This window comes from Streptomyces sp. NPDC102283, from assembly GCF_044766265.1.
Lineage (GTDB): Bacteria > Actinomycetota > Actinomycetes > Streptomycetales > Streptomycetaceae > Streptomyces.
Map to the genome: position 1 here is coordinate 13,551 of NZ_JBIWLQ010000036.1, position 15,269 is coordinate 28,819.

General features: G+C 69.8%; 8 protein-coding genes and 4 pseudogenes. 2 read left to right on the forward strand and 10 right to left on the reverse strand.

Going from position 1 to position 15,269, the window contains the following annotated elements; all coding sequences use genetic code 11:
* Positions 1-66 precede the first annotated feature (66 nt).
* From ACIRJT_RS38080 to ACIRJT_RS38090, 3 genes are all read right to left on the reverse strand, one after another.
* Positions 67-3,336 carry a BTAD domain-containing putative transcriptional regulator gene (locus tag ACIRJT_RS38080; RefSeq protein WP_403919032.1) on the reverse strand — a complete coding sequence of 1,090 codons (3,270 nt, stop codon included), beginning with the start codon at positions 3,334-3,336 and terminating at the stop codon, positions 67-69.
* A 143-nt stretch (positions 3,337-3,479) separates the two neighbouring features.
* On the reverse strand, positions 3,480-5,066 hold the full coding sequence (locus tag ACIRJT_RS38085; RefSeq protein ID WP_403919034.1) for an MFS transporter: 1,587 nt from the start codon (positions 5,064-5,066) through the stop codon (positions 3,480-3,482).
* 100 nt (positions 5,067-5,166) lie between these two features.
* The gene (locus tag ACIRJT_RS38090; RefSeq protein ID WP_403919037.1) at positions 5,167-5,751 is read right to left on the reverse strand and encodes an NADPH-dependent FMN reductase; all 585 of its coding nucleotides are present in this window, start codon (positions 5,749-5,751) and stop codon (positions 5,167-5,169) included.
* A gap of 321 nt (positions 5,752-6,072) precedes the next feature.
* On the opposite strand from ACIRJT_RS38090, the pseudogene ACIRJT_RS38095 reads away from it, so the two are divergent.
* Positions 6,073-6,279, forward strand: a pseudogene (locus tag ACIRJT_RS38095) (transposase); the annotation flags it as partial.
* Positions 6,280-6,283: 4 nt separating this feature from the next.
* Here the strand turns inward: ACIRJT_RS38095 and ACIRJT_RS38100 are convergent.
* From ACIRJT_RS38100 to ACIRJT_RS38115, 4 genes and pseudogenes are all read right to left on the reverse strand, one after another.
* Positions 6,284-6,529, reverse strand: a pseudogene (locus ACIRJT_RS38100) (DUF6896 domain-containing protein); the annotation flags it as partial.
* A 109-nt stretch (positions 6,530-6,638) separates the two neighbouring features.
* Positions 6,639-9,434: a class IV lanthionine synthetase LanL gene (lanL, locus tag ACIRJT_RS38105; protein WP_403919039.1), complete on the reverse strand. Its 2,796-nt coding sequence runs from the start codon at positions 9,432-9,434 to the stop codon at positions 6,639-6,641.
* A gap of 22 nt (positions 9,435-9,456) precedes the next feature.
* Positions 9,457-9,618 (reverse strand): SflA family class IV lanthipeptide, encoded by a 162-nt coding sequence (locus tag ACIRJT_RS38110; protein ID WP_403919042.1) that lies wholly within the window; start codon positions 9,616-9,618, stop codon positions 9,457-9,459.
* A gap of 383 nt (positions 9,619-10,001) precedes the next feature.
* A pseudogene (locus ACIRJT_RS38115) lies at positions 10,002-10,259 on the reverse strand (IS5/IS1182 family transposase); the annotation flags it as partial.
* 1,227 nt (positions 10,260-11,486) lie between these two features.
* Between ACIRJT_RS38115 and ACIRJT_RS38120 the strand changes: the two are divergent.
* The gene (locus tag ACIRJT_RS38120) at positions 11,487-12,380 is read left to right on the forward strand and encodes a S1 family peptidase (protein WP_403919044.1); all 894 of its coding nucleotides are present in this window, start codon (positions 11,487-11,489) and stop codon (positions 12,378-12,380) included.
* A 372-nt stretch (positions 12,381-12,752) separates the two neighbouring features.
* Here ACIRJT_RS38120 and ACIRJT_RS38125 read toward each other — a convergent pair whose 3' ends face one another.
* The 3 genes and pseudogenes from ACIRJT_RS38125 to ACIRJT_RS38135 form a co-directional block, all read right to left on the reverse strand.
* Positions 12,753-12,893, reverse strand: a complete 141-nt coding sequence (locus tag ACIRJT_RS38125; protein ID WP_403919047.1) for a hypothetical protein — start codon at positions 12,891-12,893, stop codon at positions 12,753-12,755.
* 243 nt (positions 12,894-13,136) lie between these two features.
* Positions 13,137-14,115: pseudogene (locus ACIRJT_RS38130) on the reverse strand (site-specific integrase).
* Between the two features lie 195 nt (positions 14,116-14,310).
* Positions 14,311-14,508: a hypothetical protein gene (locus tag ACIRJT_RS38135; protein WP_403919050.1), complete on the reverse strand. Its 198-nt coding sequence runs from the start codon at positions 14,506-14,508 to the stop codon at positions 14,311-14,313.
* Between the last annotated feature and the right edge of the window lie 761 nt (positions 14,509-15,269).

Consider the following 15,269-nt stretch of genomic DNA (forward strand, 5'->3'; position numbering starts at 1 on the left):
TTCCAGGAGCACACAAGAAGGCACCTGACCTGGTATTTTCCCCGTCAGGCGCCTTCCGTACCCAGGTCAGGGGAAAGGGTCCTTCAGATGCTCTTCCAGGACCAGTGTGCTGCCCCGCTCGATCTCGGCCTGGTAGCGGGCCTTGCCCAGCGCATCCCTGACCCGGGTGGTGATGCGGTCCACGTCGAAGCGCTCGCCGCCCCGCAGGGGTGCCTGGACCGACTGCCTGGCCGCCGTGGCCGCCCCGAGCAGGCGGGCCGCGTGCTCGGAGTGCCCGGCCAGTGACTGTGCCCCGGCCAGGCCCTCCAGGGCCAGCGCCACCGCCCGCGGGTTCCCGGTGTCGCGGGCGGCTGCGTGGGCGTCCAGTTGCAGGGCCAGGGCGGCCGGGGCGTCGCCCCGGGCCTCCGCGACGAAGCCCAGCTCGGCCAGGATCACCGAGGGCCTGGCCGGTTCGTAACCCATCTGCCGGTGCAGGTCGAGCACCCGGGTCAGATGCCGCTCGGCCGCGTCGAGGTCTCCCGCCCTGCGCGCCCCGAGGGCGAGGCCGATCTCGGCGTACTGCTCCCCGAAGCTGTCCGACTGCCCGGCGGCGAGCCGTGCCGCGCGCCCATGCAACTCCGCGGCACGAGGCAGGTCCCCGGTCAGCAGCGCGACCCGGCCGAGGCCCGAGAGCTGGAAGGAGGCCTGCGGCCAGAGCTCCAGGTCCTCCGCCATCCGCAGGCCCTCCCGGTACAGCCGTCCGGCCCGCTGGTAGTCGCCCACGGTTTCGGCCAGCGTCCCGAGCGGCACCGATGCCTGGAGCTGCCCCCACTGGTCGCCCAGCTCACGGAAGAGCGCGAGGCTCTGCTCCCCGTCCCGCCGCAACGCGTTGAGGTCGCCCCGCCTGTTCGCGTGGAAGGTCCGGCTGCCCAGGGCCGCCGCCATACCCCAGCGGTCGCCGAGCGACCGGAAGGTGGCCAGCGCCCGGTCGACCAGCTCCTCGCTCGGCCCCACGTCGCCGATCCCGTAGAGGCTGGACCCGAGGAACCACTGGGCCCGCGCCCGCCCGCCCGGATCATTCAGCTCCTCGTACGGCCGCAGCGCCGTGCGGTACTCCGCCACCGGGTCGGCGACGCCGCCGAGCACCAGTTTGAAGCCGCCCAGCAGGGCCGCGGCCTTGGCCACCGCGACCGGCGCCGCTCCACCGAGGGACAGCGCCACGGTCAGGGATCGCTTCGCCTCGTTGCTCCGGCCGCGCAGGTACCAGTACCAGCTGAGGGCGTTGGCGAGACGCAGCGCGCAGTCGGCGTCGCCCAGCTGTGCCGCGTAGTCGAACGCGGTACGCAGATTCGCGGTTTCGGCGTCCAGGCGATGCAGCCACTGCCGCTGGCCGTGGCCCCGCAGATGCGGCTCGGCGCCCTCGGCGAGATCGGTGTAGTAGGCGCAGTGCCTGCGCCGGAGGTCCTCGAACCCGCCGTTCTCCACGAGGCGTTCGACGCAGTATGCGGTGACCGATTCGAGCAGCTGGTACCGGGGCCCGTCCGTCCCGTCGGTCATGACCACCAGCGACCAGTCCACCAGCCGGGCGACGACGTCGAGCACCTCCGTACGGTCCAGGTCGTCCGCCGCGCAGATCTCCTCGGCGGCGTCGAGGGTGCAGCCGTCGGCGTGTACGGCCAGCCGCCCGAGCACCACCCGTTCCTGGTCGCCGAGGAGCTCCCAGCTCCAGTCGATCACGGCCCTCAGGGTGCGTTGCCGCGCCGGGGCGCTGCGCGCGCCCACCGCGAGCAGGCGGAACCGGTCGTCCAGGCGCGCCGCCAACTCACGTACCCCCAGCGCCCGCACCCGGGTGGCGGCCATCTCCAGGGCCAGCGGAATGCCGTCGAGGCGCCGGCAGATCGAGACGACCTCCTCGACGTTGCTCGCGGCGAGTACGAAATTCGGGGCCGCCGCGGTCGCGCGCGCCACGAACAGCTCCACCGCGCTGTACCGGCGTACGGACTCGGGGTCGAGTTCCGCCGCGGGCTCGGGCCGTCGCAGCGGCGGCACCTCCTGGAGATGTTCGCCGGTGATGCCCAGGGGCACCTGACTGGTGACCATGATCCTCAAGGCAGGCGCGGCCTTGAGAAGTTGGACGGTCAGCTCGGCGACTGGGCCGACCACATGCTCGCAGTTGTCGAACACCAGCAGGGCCGGCCGCTCGCCCAGTGCCTGGGCGACACGGATGGGCATCGAGGGCGCCGCGCCCCCGGACCCCGGTCCCGAGGCCGTGTCGTCCCGGACCCGGAGAACCGATCCGAGCAACTCGTACACCGCGACCTGCGCGGCGGCATGCTTCCCCCGGTCGGCGCCCGACGGGAAGGGGTCGAGCGCACCGAACTCGACCAGCCGTACGCCGCCGGGGAACTCGGCTCCGGCCTGCGCGGCGGTCGAGAGCGCCAGCTGCGTCTTGCCCACCCCGCCCGGACCGATGAGCGTGACCAGCCTGTTCGCGCCCAGCAGCTCCCGGAGCTCGACGAGCGCCTCGGCCCTACCGATCAGTCCGGTGAGGGAGGTCGGCAGGTTCGTCGGCCGGCCGGCCGCGGCGGTGTCGGGTTCGGGGGCAGCGGTCAGCGCCGCGTCCTGGGTGAGGATCGACTGGTGCAGGGCCGCCAGCTCGGGGCCGGGTTCCAGACCCATGGTTTCGGCCAGGTGTCTACGCAGGTCGGCGTAGCTGCTGAGGGCCGCACTCTGCCGGCCCGCACGGTAGAGCGCCCGCACATGAGCGGCGCGCAGCCGTTCCCTGAGGGGGTGCAGGTCCACCGCATCAGCGAGCTCGTCGGCTACCAGCGCGTGTTCACCGAGGTTCAGCCGGGCCTCGGCCTGCTCCTCCAGCGCGGTCAGCCGCTGCTCCTCCAGCCGGTCCCGCGCGGGCCGGGTGAACTCCTCGTCGGCGAAGTCGGCGAAGGCGGGACCCCGCCACAAGGCCAGCGCATCCGCCAGCAGGGCGGCGCGCACCCGGAAGTCCTCGGTCTCCCGCGCCCGTGTCACCAGGTCGTGGAACCGGTCCGCGTCCACCGCGTCCGCGCCCGCACGCAGCCGGTATCCCGGCGCGTGGGACACCACGAGGTCCCGGCCGCCCGGCTCGGCGTCCTCAAGCGCCCGCCGCAGCTGCCACACCTTGTTCTGGAGCGCGCCTGCCGGGTTGTTGGGCGGCCTCGTGGCCCATAGGTCGTCGATCAGCCTGTCCGCGGAGACCACTCGTCCCCGGTGGGCCAGAAGGCATGCCAGCAGGGCGCGGACTTTGAGTTCCGGGATCCGGACCGGTCGCCCGTCCCCCGTCCACACCGCTAACGAACCGAGAACCCCGAAATGCATGTGATCACGCTAACCCAGCTCAGCGGGCAATGACAGGACGGTACTGGTCCGGCGGGCGGCCGGGGCCGGCCCGGACCGTGAGGTCCGGGCCTGCGTCCTCCCTCTGGTTCCCGGTGCCTGGTTCCCCGTTCCGCCGGAGGGGCTCAGGTGGTCGAGAGCGAGTCCTCGGCCTTCTCCTCCTGCTCCTTCGGAGCGCCGCCGGACGGGACGGCCCCGCGGCTCCTGCGCAGCAGCGTGAACGCGGACGTCGCGCTGATCGCGGTGACGACGGCGCAGGCGATGCCGATCGCGTTCAGTCCGCCGGCGTAGGCGTCCGATGCGGCGGCCAGCAGGCTGTCGGCGGCATCGGACGGCAGTTCGCGAGCGGCCTTGAGCGCGCCCTCCATGCTCCCCTCGGCGGAGTCGGCCGCGCCGGACGGTGTGCCGTCGGGCACGTCGAGCGAGCTGCGGTAGACGGCGGTGCCGAGGCTGCCGAGCGTAGCGATGCCGAGTGCGGTGCCCAGGTCACCGCTGATGGAGGAGAGTGCCGCCGCGGAGCCGCCCCGCTCCGGCGGGACCGACCCGACGACCAGGTTGGTGCCGAGCGCCCCGAAGGTGCCGACGCCGATGAAAGTGATCACGAAGCCGGTGATCAGCAGCGGCATCCCGCCGACCGGGCCGACGAAGATGAGGAGCACGTAACCGATCATGCCGATCACCAGGCTCACCCCGATGACGGTGCTGAGGGGGTGCTGCTTGGCGAAGATCGGTGCCAGCTGCGCCGCCAGGATCGACGCGACGGCCGCGGGCACCATCCACAGGCCCGCTTCCAGCGGCGAATAGCCCTCCACCATCTGGACGAACCCGGTGATGAACAAGTAGCCGCCGCCGGTGCCCAGCATGGAAACCATGAGGATCAGCAGTGCGGCGCTGAAAGCGCCGATCTTGAAGAGCTTCAGGTCCAGCAGCGGATCGTCGAGCTTGCCCTGACGTGACAGGAACACCGCGCCGACCGCCAGGCCGAGGACGATCGAGAGGGCCGGCACCAGTTCGAAGCCGTAACGCGCGAGTTCCTTCAGCCCGTAGATGATCGCCAGGATCGACACCAGCGACAGCAGGACGCTGAGCAGGTCGATCTTGCCGGGGTTGGGGTTCTTGTACTCCGGCAGGACGAAGGGAGCGACGATCAGCAGGACCACCATGACGGGCACCCCGATGAGGAACACCGAGCCCCACCAGAAATACTCCAGCATCGCGCCGCCGACGACCGGCCCGAGCGCGGTACCGCCCATGAAGCAGCTGGCCCACACCGCGATGGCGCGGCCGCGCTGGTACGGGTCCTCGAACATGTTGCTGATGAGGGCGAGGGTGGACGGCATCAGAGTGGCGGCAGCGATGCCGAGCAGGGCGCGGGTGGCGATCAGACCTTCCGCGCTGGTGGAGTAGGCGGCGGCGATCGAGGTGATGCCGACGGCCGTCGCACCGATCAGCAGCAGCTTGCGGCGGCCGATCCGGTCGCCCAGCGTGCCCATGGTGATCAGGAAGCCGGCGATCAGGAAACCGTAGATGTCCATGATCCACAGCGTTTGGGCACCGGTGGGGTCCAGCCCCTCGGCGAGGTGGGGCAGGGCCAGGTACAGCACGCTCTGGTCGAGGGAGATCAGCAGGGTGGGCAGGGCCAGCGCCGCCAGCCCCACCCATTCCCGCGTCCCGGCCTTCCGGACCGGGGCCTCGGGGGCGTTCGTTGACATGGCTTTCCTTTCTTCCGCCTGGTACGTGATCAGGCGTGGTTGCGTACGCGTACGGCCGCGGGGTCCAGGGCGCGCCCGGCGGATCAGGACCGGACAGGCCCTAGCCCGGATACGGCTGCCGGGCACGGGCGTCACTCAGGACGTGGCCCCACCAGGCGAGTTGGTCGAACATGGTCTTGGCCGCCGTTGCACAGCCCTCGGGGTCCGCGGGCCTGCCCTCGGCATCGAAGTGGTCCTGGTAGTTCGGGAAGCAGACGGAGTCCCGGACGGTGACGCTGTGCAGCCCGGGAAAGATTCCCCGCAGGTCGGCCACCGCGCGCAGCCCGCCGGCCATGCCGCCGTAGGAGACGAAGGCGACCGGCTTCACCTTCCACGCGTCGACGTACCAGTCGATGGCGTTCTTCAGGGAGGCGGGGAAGCTGTGGTTGTACTCCGGTGTGACGATCACGAACGCGTCCGCCCTGTCCAGCCAGGGGGCGAGGTCGGTCACAGCCTGCGGCAGCGGGCGGTCGAGGCTCTCCGGCAGCACGTCGGGCAGCCACACCTGGGCCAGGTCGATCACATCGACGTCGAAGTCGTCGCGCTTGGCCGCCTCGGCGGCGATCCAGTGGGCGGGGACGGGGCCGAAGCGGCCGGCGCGGGTGCTGCCGATGAGTACGGCCAGGTTCAGTCTGCGTTCACGCATCACGGTTCCCCCTCGGGCTCGGTGCCTGCACGCCATACGGTGCGCCGTGCCCCTCGTGATGCGCTCTCGGTCCGCTGTCGGTTCCCTGTCCGCCGGAAAATCGCCGCGTCGCGCAACGTGCAACGGGGTGCGGGAGTACGTGATCGATCCCGCACCCCCGCGGTGGTGACCGGCATCGGCACCGTGGTGGCAGCAGCCGTTGAAAGATGGAATCCAGACGCCGACGGAAGTCGATCCGGCCGCGGTACGTGTCCTGGTGGACGCTGTCCCCGCCGTGACGTCCGCGCCCACAGCGGTGCGCCTGCCTCCTGTGGAAGCGCGGGTATCAAACCCCTGATCGCCCGACGCGGCGTCGCCCACGGCTCCGGACCGGGCAAGGTTCGATGGGTGGCCGAGCGCGCCTTCGCCTGGCTCCAACAGTTCGAACGGCTCCGCACCCGCTACGAACGACGAGCCGATCTCCACCAGGTTCTGCTCGAACTGGCCTGCAGACTCATACGCCTGCGCCGCCTGCGAACCTCAGCGTGAACGATCAGCCGGCTGCGCTCAACCATCCCGGCCGCACCTCGGTCAGAAGCGGTTGCAGCGACCGCACGGCGGACCGCAGGTCCTCATCCGTGACGTCAAGAGGCTCCGGCAGGCTCAGTCCGCAACAACGCAGCCGCCGGAGATCGAAGACTTCGTTCCCGTCGGCAGCGAAGTCCACATCGACCTCAATTCCGTTGTCGCTCACGAAGCGGCACCCTGCCCCGTGAACGGTGTAGAAGTAGGTGCCGACGTGCCCCGGGCGCCCCTGACTGCCTGTGAGGGCTCATGCATCGTACTGCCGCACGGGCGGGTCTACCGCCTGTGTCCCTGTCGTTGCGAGCCGGGGGTTACCGCCTGCGTCACGGCTCTCCATGTCGCCCCCGCCCACGGTCGGCCTCGCGTCGGGTCTGGGTGCGGTGGCGTGCTGCGGGGGTGCGTTCCAGGACGTGCCGGCCGGCCGGGCCGATGCCGGGCCGGGAAGGCGTTTCCGCCGAAGTGTCGGTCCACAGCCGCGGGCCGCCCCGATCTCGCAGACGACGCAGGAAAGACAGAACGCCGGCGCTTCCGGTCGCCCAGCCCGGTCCTGATGCTGCAAGGGTGTTGTCGGGGAACAGCGGCTTCCGCATGGTGCCACCGCTGCGGGCCAGGATCAGTCCTGCCACGTCCTCGGCGGCTCGATGCAACCGTTCGTCGCCAGTGACGGCCGCAGCGTCGATGAGCAGTTCACCGACACCGGACAGTCCGCAGCACTGGGAGACAGGGCTCATCCGGGGCGCGAGATCACGGCACGCCCAGGCGCACCGTACGCCCAGATCCGCTGCGGGCAGATCCGCCTCATACCTGCCCGTCTCGATCAGAAGGGTGCCGATACCTGCGAGCCCGCGGCACCAGGATCCATAACGCCGGTGGGCTTCGGGACGGGCCGCCAGTGCCAGCAACCTCGGTGTGTGCGAGATCAGTTCGGCCAGATCCTGGCGTGCGGCCGCACCGGCGGCCGGATCGCCGGTGAAGCGGTGGTAGGCGTGCAGGAAGTGGATGACACCCGCGCGGCCGTGGGCAAAGCCCAACGTGAACGCCGCTTCGGAGTCCGCCGCCGACCTCTGCGGTTCGGCGCGCGCCCTCCCGGCCCGCGCGGCCAGCAGTCCTCGGACGCACTCTTCCGCTGCGGCCAATCGCGCGCGTGCCTCTTCTTCGCGACCCGCCGTCCGGGCGCGCTGGGCCAACGTCAGCAGTCCGGTCCCGGCGCCGGCCGCGCCGCTGATCTGATCACCGGTGTCGTCGTAGGAGAGCACGCTCTGCGGAGGGGCAGGCGCCGGTGCGTCGTTCAGCAGGGCGGCGGAGTCGAGGAAGAGGTCGACTCCGGTACGGCCGATGTGGAGCGCGGCAGTCAATGTCGCCAGCGTGGGGTGGTGCACGGCCCGGTGGGCGAGGTCCACCACGGCCTGGGGCACTCCGGGCTGCTGCGTGTGGTGCAGGAGTTCCAGGCCCACGCCTGCCGCTCCGTCATAGAGCGTCAGCCCGAAGCCTTGCTGCCCGTCTCGGGCTGGTCCTGTGGGGAGTTCGGCGACGGCTCTCACACAGGTCGCCACGGTGTGTGCGATCAGGTCGTCCAGCATGCCCGGAGTCACCCTCGGGGGCGGAATCCTGCGCTCAGGGGCCAAGGGAGGTGCCTGCGCACGCCACCGTTGCACGCAGGCTGCGCGCGGTGCCGGGTCGGGGTGCATGAGCCCGGCGACGAGTTCGCGTACCGGCCGGTGCGCGGCGCCCGGGAGTGCGGCAGCCAGACAGGTGAGGGTGCGGTCGCGGTTGATGTCGTCATCACCGTCGACGACTACCGGATCCATGCCGGTCAGAGCGAAGTGAAGGGTCGCTCCCAGCGCGTACAGGTCGTCGGCCGGTCCGGCCGGCCTGCCCGTGCGGTACACCGGCATCGAGTAGCCCGGGGTCGCACCGGTGGGCCGGTCACCGTGCAGCGCGCTGACGCCGAAGTCCACGAGGTGCGCGGCACCGTTGTCGCCGAGCACGACGTTGGAGGGTTTGAGATCGCCGACCAAGACGCCTCGGGCGTGCACGCTGTCGAGTATGCCCAGCAGACGGCGTGCCAGCGCGGTGATGCCGCGGCCGGTCGCGATCCTGTCGGCGGGTTCTGAGCCCGTGGACAGCATCGCGGCACCTGATGGGAAAGGGCCGTGGGCCAGTACGTCGCGGCGCAGGTCGCGGGGACCGCAGTCGGTGGTGACCAGGTACTCGTCGTCACCGTGCCGGAGGTGTTCGCGAACCTGGGGGACGCCGTCGACGCCGGTCAGGGCCGCCAGGACTGCGTGCTCGTGGCGCAGGCGGCCGCGGGCATCGACACCGTTCGCGTCCTCACCGGCGTGGGCCCTGGCCTGTTTGACGATCAGATGCTCGCAGGTTGCGATGTCCACCGCGCGGTAGACGTCGCCGTGCGCGGAACGGGTGATGCCCGTGGTGAGCCGGTACCGCCCGCCGATCAGACGGGCGGGGCCGCCGGGGGGCGGGTCGGCAGGACGGAACGGGTCGGCGGCCCACGGAGGCTGACGGTAGCGGGTACCGGCGCGCCCGGGAAAACGCGATCCGTCGGGGCCGGTCATGGCAAGCGCGGCATCGTCGACGCCCGCGGCCCGGAACGGACCGTAGCGGTAATAGACGGGAGCGTCGGGCCGAATCCGCCGGTCACTGAGCACTCGGGGGCCCGGCCGCCCGGACAGCAGATCAGCTAGTTCAGCGCCGAGTACCGTCACATCCTCCACGCGCGGATAGACGGTGATTGCCTTCCCGACGAGCGCGGGATCCCGATCACCGCTGTTCATGGCACCCAGCACCTCGGCATCACGGGCGAACTTGGCGTCGCAGAGGTAACGCAGCAGCACGGGAACGACCAGATCCACGAGTGGTGGCAGGTCGTTCGGGCGGGCGGAGATGTGCAGCTTCCAGCCGTGGCCCGGGATCTGATCCCCGAGAGGGCGCGGGGCGAACAGGCAGAGCCACTGACCGTCCATGACGAGACGCCGCCCGCGGTCGGCGAGCAACATCTCGATCCGCTGTGCGATGCCGCGGTTGCCGCCGGGCTCGACAGCACCGTGCGACGAGACCGTGCGCACGTCGCCCGTGCCCACCCCGGCGAGGGCGGGCACGGGCGACGTGCGCTGTCCTCGCCTAGTCGCAGCCAACGCGGGTCGTCGCGGTCGGGAACGGCTCGGGCAGACACGCCTCGATACCGCGGCCGGGGTCGGCCTGGTCCTCGAACGGGATCTCTTCTTCCTCCACGGCCACGTCGAGTGGGCCGGCGTCGCGGATGCGCACTGCCAGAGAGCTCATGACGGTCCTTTCCCCTACGAAGAAGGAAGGTGGGCGTTCCGTCCTGTCGGCGAGTACCGACCCCCCACCACCACGACCGACCAGCATAGAACCGGGCAGCCGTTTCCGACTCCGCCATTTGGGTGACGCCAACTACCACCGAACGTCACCATTACGTTCTATTACGCCGAAATATCCACGACTTCGCGGAACCTGCAGCGGGCCGGCCGGGGCGTGTATGAACGGGCGCATGCTGCAGCCCGACACCTTCGGGACCGGCACCCGACGGCGGCAGTCCGGTCACCTCGTGGCAGCCATGACCACAACGGCCGGGCCAGGTGAGCAGGGGCAGCCGTGGCCATTGTGGCTGACGCTCACCTGACGCCATCACCGATCCCGTCGAGGAACGCGGTGGCATTGTCGACGTTGCCGGGCGTGAGCACGATGGACGAAGGCAGGCCCCGGCCGTCGACGGCGAGGGCCACCTTGATGGTCAGCCCGCCTCCGGACCGGCGGAGGGCCTGGGGCGTCTGCAAGCGGCACGGACCGTCCAGTTCGACCGCGTCAGCATCACCTCGCGGGCGCCGGCAGCATGCTGGTGGGCACGGTCGACCGTAGTCGGGCGAACCGGTCCACTCCACCCGGCCCACCGCGTCGTCACGGCTCCGATCGCGCCCACGCCGCGTCCCGCGTCCGTCGACTCACCTTGAACTGTCACAAGATCGATTATCAGAACGACCCTTGGGGATACGACCAATCACCTCGGGTCAGGTCGGCTCGCAATCTCGCCGGACAGATGCTGCACGCGGGCGGGGTCCACGTGGATCGCCGTTGGCCTCCCGCCAGTCGACGAGAACGCCGAGCGCAAGCGCCCCCGTACGCGGTTCCGCATCGCGCTTCCGTGCATCACTGCTCAGGAGCGGATTCGGGACGACGCCCGGGAAGTCGGACCCGACGCCCACAACTCAGCTACACAGCAGAGGTGTTGACGATGCCATGCCCACTGAGCGGTGTCACCGCCCCGGAACCGTACGACCGCCGGTCGCTCCGAGGCAGACGAACAACGGCAGGCCCGGCGCCCCTGCGACCTGCCGCGCCCGAGAAGCCGGCGGCGCGACGCGACGCCGTTCGGGCCGTGACCGATCGCCATGCTCTGAGCCGTGACCCAGACATCCAGGCACAGCGGCCGGGTTGACGAGGGGCAGCCCGGCAGATCGGTCGCGAGGCACTGAAGGCCCGCACGGAGGCGCGTCGAGCTTGCCGCGCACGCCTGAACGGCCGTCACCGGGGACCGGCTGCACACACAGAACCGGTCCACAAGAGGGCTCCTCCGGACGTATTTGGGCCGTCATGCCAGTTCCCCCAAGGCGGAGGGAAGCATTCAGCCACCCAGAGGGTGCAGCAAATGCGCAATTCATCACCATAACTCCCCGATCACCTTGCCAAGGAAGCCGGTAGCCAATGCGCCTCGATGGTTCCTGCACGCCATCCACGAGACTCCCCGCAGGGAATGAACCATAAGCAACCTTAGCGCAATCGAAGGTAACGGAATGTAAAGAAGTGATAAATTCGACACGGCCCACGACTTGCCGCGACCATTTGCCGCACCCGAGCGCGACGCCCGTCCGGCGAATCCCTTCACATATGGCCCAAATTCCCTTTTGGTGGCACTTATGCGAGATGAATAAGGTCTACCACCACTCGCCGGCCTCCATCTTATTCCGGGCTCGCGGGCGCAAATCCGACCTTGCGTCAGAGACCATCGCCGTCAACGATTCCAGCGTGCAACTTGGCAGGTTCACGCTCATAACCCACTGGGTGGGAACCTCGCACACCCACAGCCCCACCTCACCCGACCAGGGATGTCCCCCCATACCTCGGAGGATCTCGTGACCTTCAAGCGTTTCTCGCCGATCAGCAGCACGTCAAGACACGCACGGCTCCTCGCCGTGGCGTCCGGCCTGGTGGCCGCCGTGGCCCTGGCCGCCCCCTCGGCCGTCGCCGCTCCTGAGGCGGAGTCCAAGGCGACCGTTTCGCAGCTCGCCGACGCCAGCTCCGCCGTCCTCGCCGCTGATGTGGCGGGCACCGCCTGGTACACGGAGGCGAGCACGGGCAAGATCGTCCTCACCGCTGACAGCACCGTATCGAAGGCCGAACTGGCCAAGATCGGAAGTGCTCTGGCGGACTCCAAGGCGAAGCTGACGGTCAATCGCGCCGAAGGCAAGTTCACCCCGCTGATTGCCGGCGGCGAGGCCATCACCACCGGTGGCAGCCGCTGTTCGCTCGGCTTCAACGTGTCGGTCAACGGCGTCGCCCACGCGCTCACCGCCGGCCACTGCACCAACATCAGCGCCAGCTGGTCCATCGGTACGCGCACCGGAACCAGCTTCCCGAACAACGACTACGGCATCATCCGCCACTCGAACCCGGCGGCGGCCGACGGCCGGGTCTACCTGTACAACGGCTCCTACCAGGACATCACGACGGCGGGCAACGCCTCCGTGGGCCAGTCCGTCCAGCGCAGCGGCAGCACGACCGGGCTGCGGAGCGGCACGGTCACCGGCCTCAACGCCACGGTCAACTACGGTTCCAGCGGGATCGTGTACGGCATGATCCAGACCAACGTCTGTGCCGAGCCCGGCGACAGCGGCGGCGCGCTCTTCGCAGGCAGCACCGCTCTGGGTCTCACCTCCGGCGGCAGCGGCAACTGCCGGACCGGCGGCACGACGTTCTACCAGCCCGTCACCGAGGCGTTGAGCGTCTACGGGGCGACAGTCCTGTAGCTGATGCCACCGGGTCTTCGGGCCGACGGCCGACCGAGCGCCCGGGGCCCAGCGCAACGCGCCACCCCGGCGGACCGTGCTCTCGCGCGGTCCGCCCTCGTCGTGCCGCGAACCTCACCGAGGCATGGCGCATGAGCCGTGGGCGCGTTGACTGGATTCGCGCCCATGGACGGGAAGCCGAGGATGGTCAGCGTGAACGACCATCCTCGGCCCTGGGCAGCGCCTGATGAACCCGGTCAACAGACGAAGAACCTGTTGGTGTCGTACTCACCGAAGAAGCCGGGCTACTTCCAGGCACCGCACAAGGGCGCCTGACCAGGTGATTTCCCGGGCAGGCGCCCTTGGTTGCGCACATTGGACCCATGGGTCGAATTACGAGGCTGCCGTCCACGCCTTGCCGGCCCCCACGACATCGCCCTTGAGGTTGAGAAGACCCCACCCGTCGACCGGCAGGCGGCACTGGGCGTGCCGCAGGTGCATGACCTCAACGGGGCGCACGGCGGCGTAGAACATGCAGCCAAAGAATGCATGAGGTGCGGGCCACGACCAGGCAGAGCCTTGACCGCGGACAGCAGGCGAGCCACCTGAGACGGGTTGGGCACGCACTCTGTATCGACCTCGTCGGCAACCGTCGGAGCAGACCACCGAAGGCCGGTGAGTGGATCCGCGTTGAAGCACCCGTGTTCTAGGGGGTTGAGGAACGCGCCTGCGGCTGTACCGCTGGTCTCCGATTCCGGGAAGGCGCCCCGCCCCCGGTCAGCGTCGGCGATCGCCCGGCGCGAGCAGGCTGGTGACTTCGGCGATCGCCTCCGGGGAGGGGTGGAAGTACTTCCGTACGTTCTCCGCTTTCTTGTGCCGGGACTTCGCCATCAGCATCAGCAGGCTCGCCCCTTCCTCGCCGAGGTGGGTCAACCCGGAGTGCCGCCACTCATGCAGATCCCATCCCGTGCCCGGCTCACTGCCGAGGGCTGTGTGCTCGTCCAGCAGCATCCGGGCCTGCCCCCAGGAGAGGCGGGCAAGCCCGGTGTCCGGGCAGATGTCGCGCGGGCCGACGACCTTGCCGGGACCTGGCTTGCGGTGGGTGACGAACACCGGCCCGCGCGAACGACCCTTGAGTAGGCGGGGCAGCAGCCGGGCGGTGCCCGCGTCCCAGTAGACCGTCTCCAGAACGAAGTTCTCGCGGACGGCGCCGCGGCGACGGGTACGGGGGGCGGGCACCCTTGGCTTTCACCGGGGCGCGGCGCCCGGCGAGGTCAAGCTCCTCGATGTTGACGCCCAGGATCTCCTCGGCGCGGGCGACGGTCTCGTAGAGCATCCGCCACAGCGTCTTCTCCCGCAGGTGCACCTCCCGCCGCGCGATCAGCCGGTCGATCGCCATCTTCGAGCGGGCCGGGGTCTCGGAGTCCGGCGGGGTGAGCCGCTTCGCCCAGGCCGGGACCGCCGGGCCGTCGTACCCGCGCTCACCGCACCAGCCCAGCCACGAAAGCACCGACGCACGCCGGGCATTCCAGGTGTTCACCGCGGAGCTGCCCCACAGCTGCTCCAGGGCCTCGCCGATCTCGTCGTCCGCGACGGACCCCAGCGGCCGGCCCTCGCCGAGCCGCTCGGCGGTCTTGCCCACCCCGATCCCGTAGTTGCGGACCGTGTTCGGGTTACCGAGCGAGTCGAGGAACACATCGGCCGCCGCGCGGACAGTCAGCATCTTCCCTGCGGGCAGCTGTACGACGGCTGGCACCGTTTCCCCTTCCCGCAGATAACGAGGTCGCTCCACGCACGACCTGGCGGCTGTGCCCGCAGGTCGCGACCAACCTTCCCCCAGATAATAGGGCGCTATTTGCGGAAGACTTCGAATCGGTCCCGCGACCGACGTCCCGTCAGCCGCCCACCAGGGCCAATAGATCCTTAGCGCCGGTTTTCGTTCCGATGTTCCTCAGCCCCCTTCTACCGCAGTACCGAACACCTCGTTGACCGCAGCCTTCTTGCGCTTGACTGCCTTCGCAGCAGCAGCACTCCCATCGGCCTTGCGGCACAGAACATCGATATCCCGGCGAAGTACGTCGGGCTCCTCCAACTCGCTGACCGGCAGCGAGTGACGCTGCAGCCAGTCGAGCGCAGCGCGGCCTGCCACCCCTCGGGAGGGTCTGCCTTCCAGGCGTGCTTGTTGAACGCCCACGAGCACAGCGCCCGGCGCAGTTCGCGAGGGGCGCGGGACATCAGCTCGGGCTCAACGAAGGCCAGGGTGATGGTCGCGAGGGCTACCCGGAAACCGGCCGGTGGGGCACCGGGCCGCCGATGAGTCTGGCCGAGGACGTCTTCGCCGCCGATTCACGCTCTGGCCGGCCAGTTCGCACAGAGCACACGTCCCAGCCAACAGGTTCTCGCCGCCGCCAACTTCGTGGCCCTTGCCGTCGCCTTCACCGGCAGCACCACAACCGGCATGGACTGGCTGATCGGCCACGGACGGATCAGCCACCCGCACCCCCTGGACCGCACGGTGCTCGGTGAGGCGGTACGTCTGGCCGATCCGACCGACGACTGGACTGGCCTGCTTGCTGCACCGGAGGAGCGGCCATCGTTGACGCCTGGAGGGAGCGCGACGAGGTCCTGGCCCGCTATCGGCAGCTGCTGGACGCATCTGGCGGCACAGATCAGGGCCTCGTTCTCGACTCGCTGCACTCGCCTTCAACGACCCAGTACGCGAAAGCATGGCCGAGGTCCCCTTCTGCGCGCAACGTCGGACCCCGACCAGCTCGGCGCGATCCCGCGTCCGGGTGGGACACCTGCTTTCCACCAACTAGTAGGGCTTTGTTAGGTGGTGTCGTAGTGCTGCCATGGGGTGGGCTGTCTGCAGGTCGGGCAGGTTCCCGTCCAGGTGGCTAACAGGTGTTG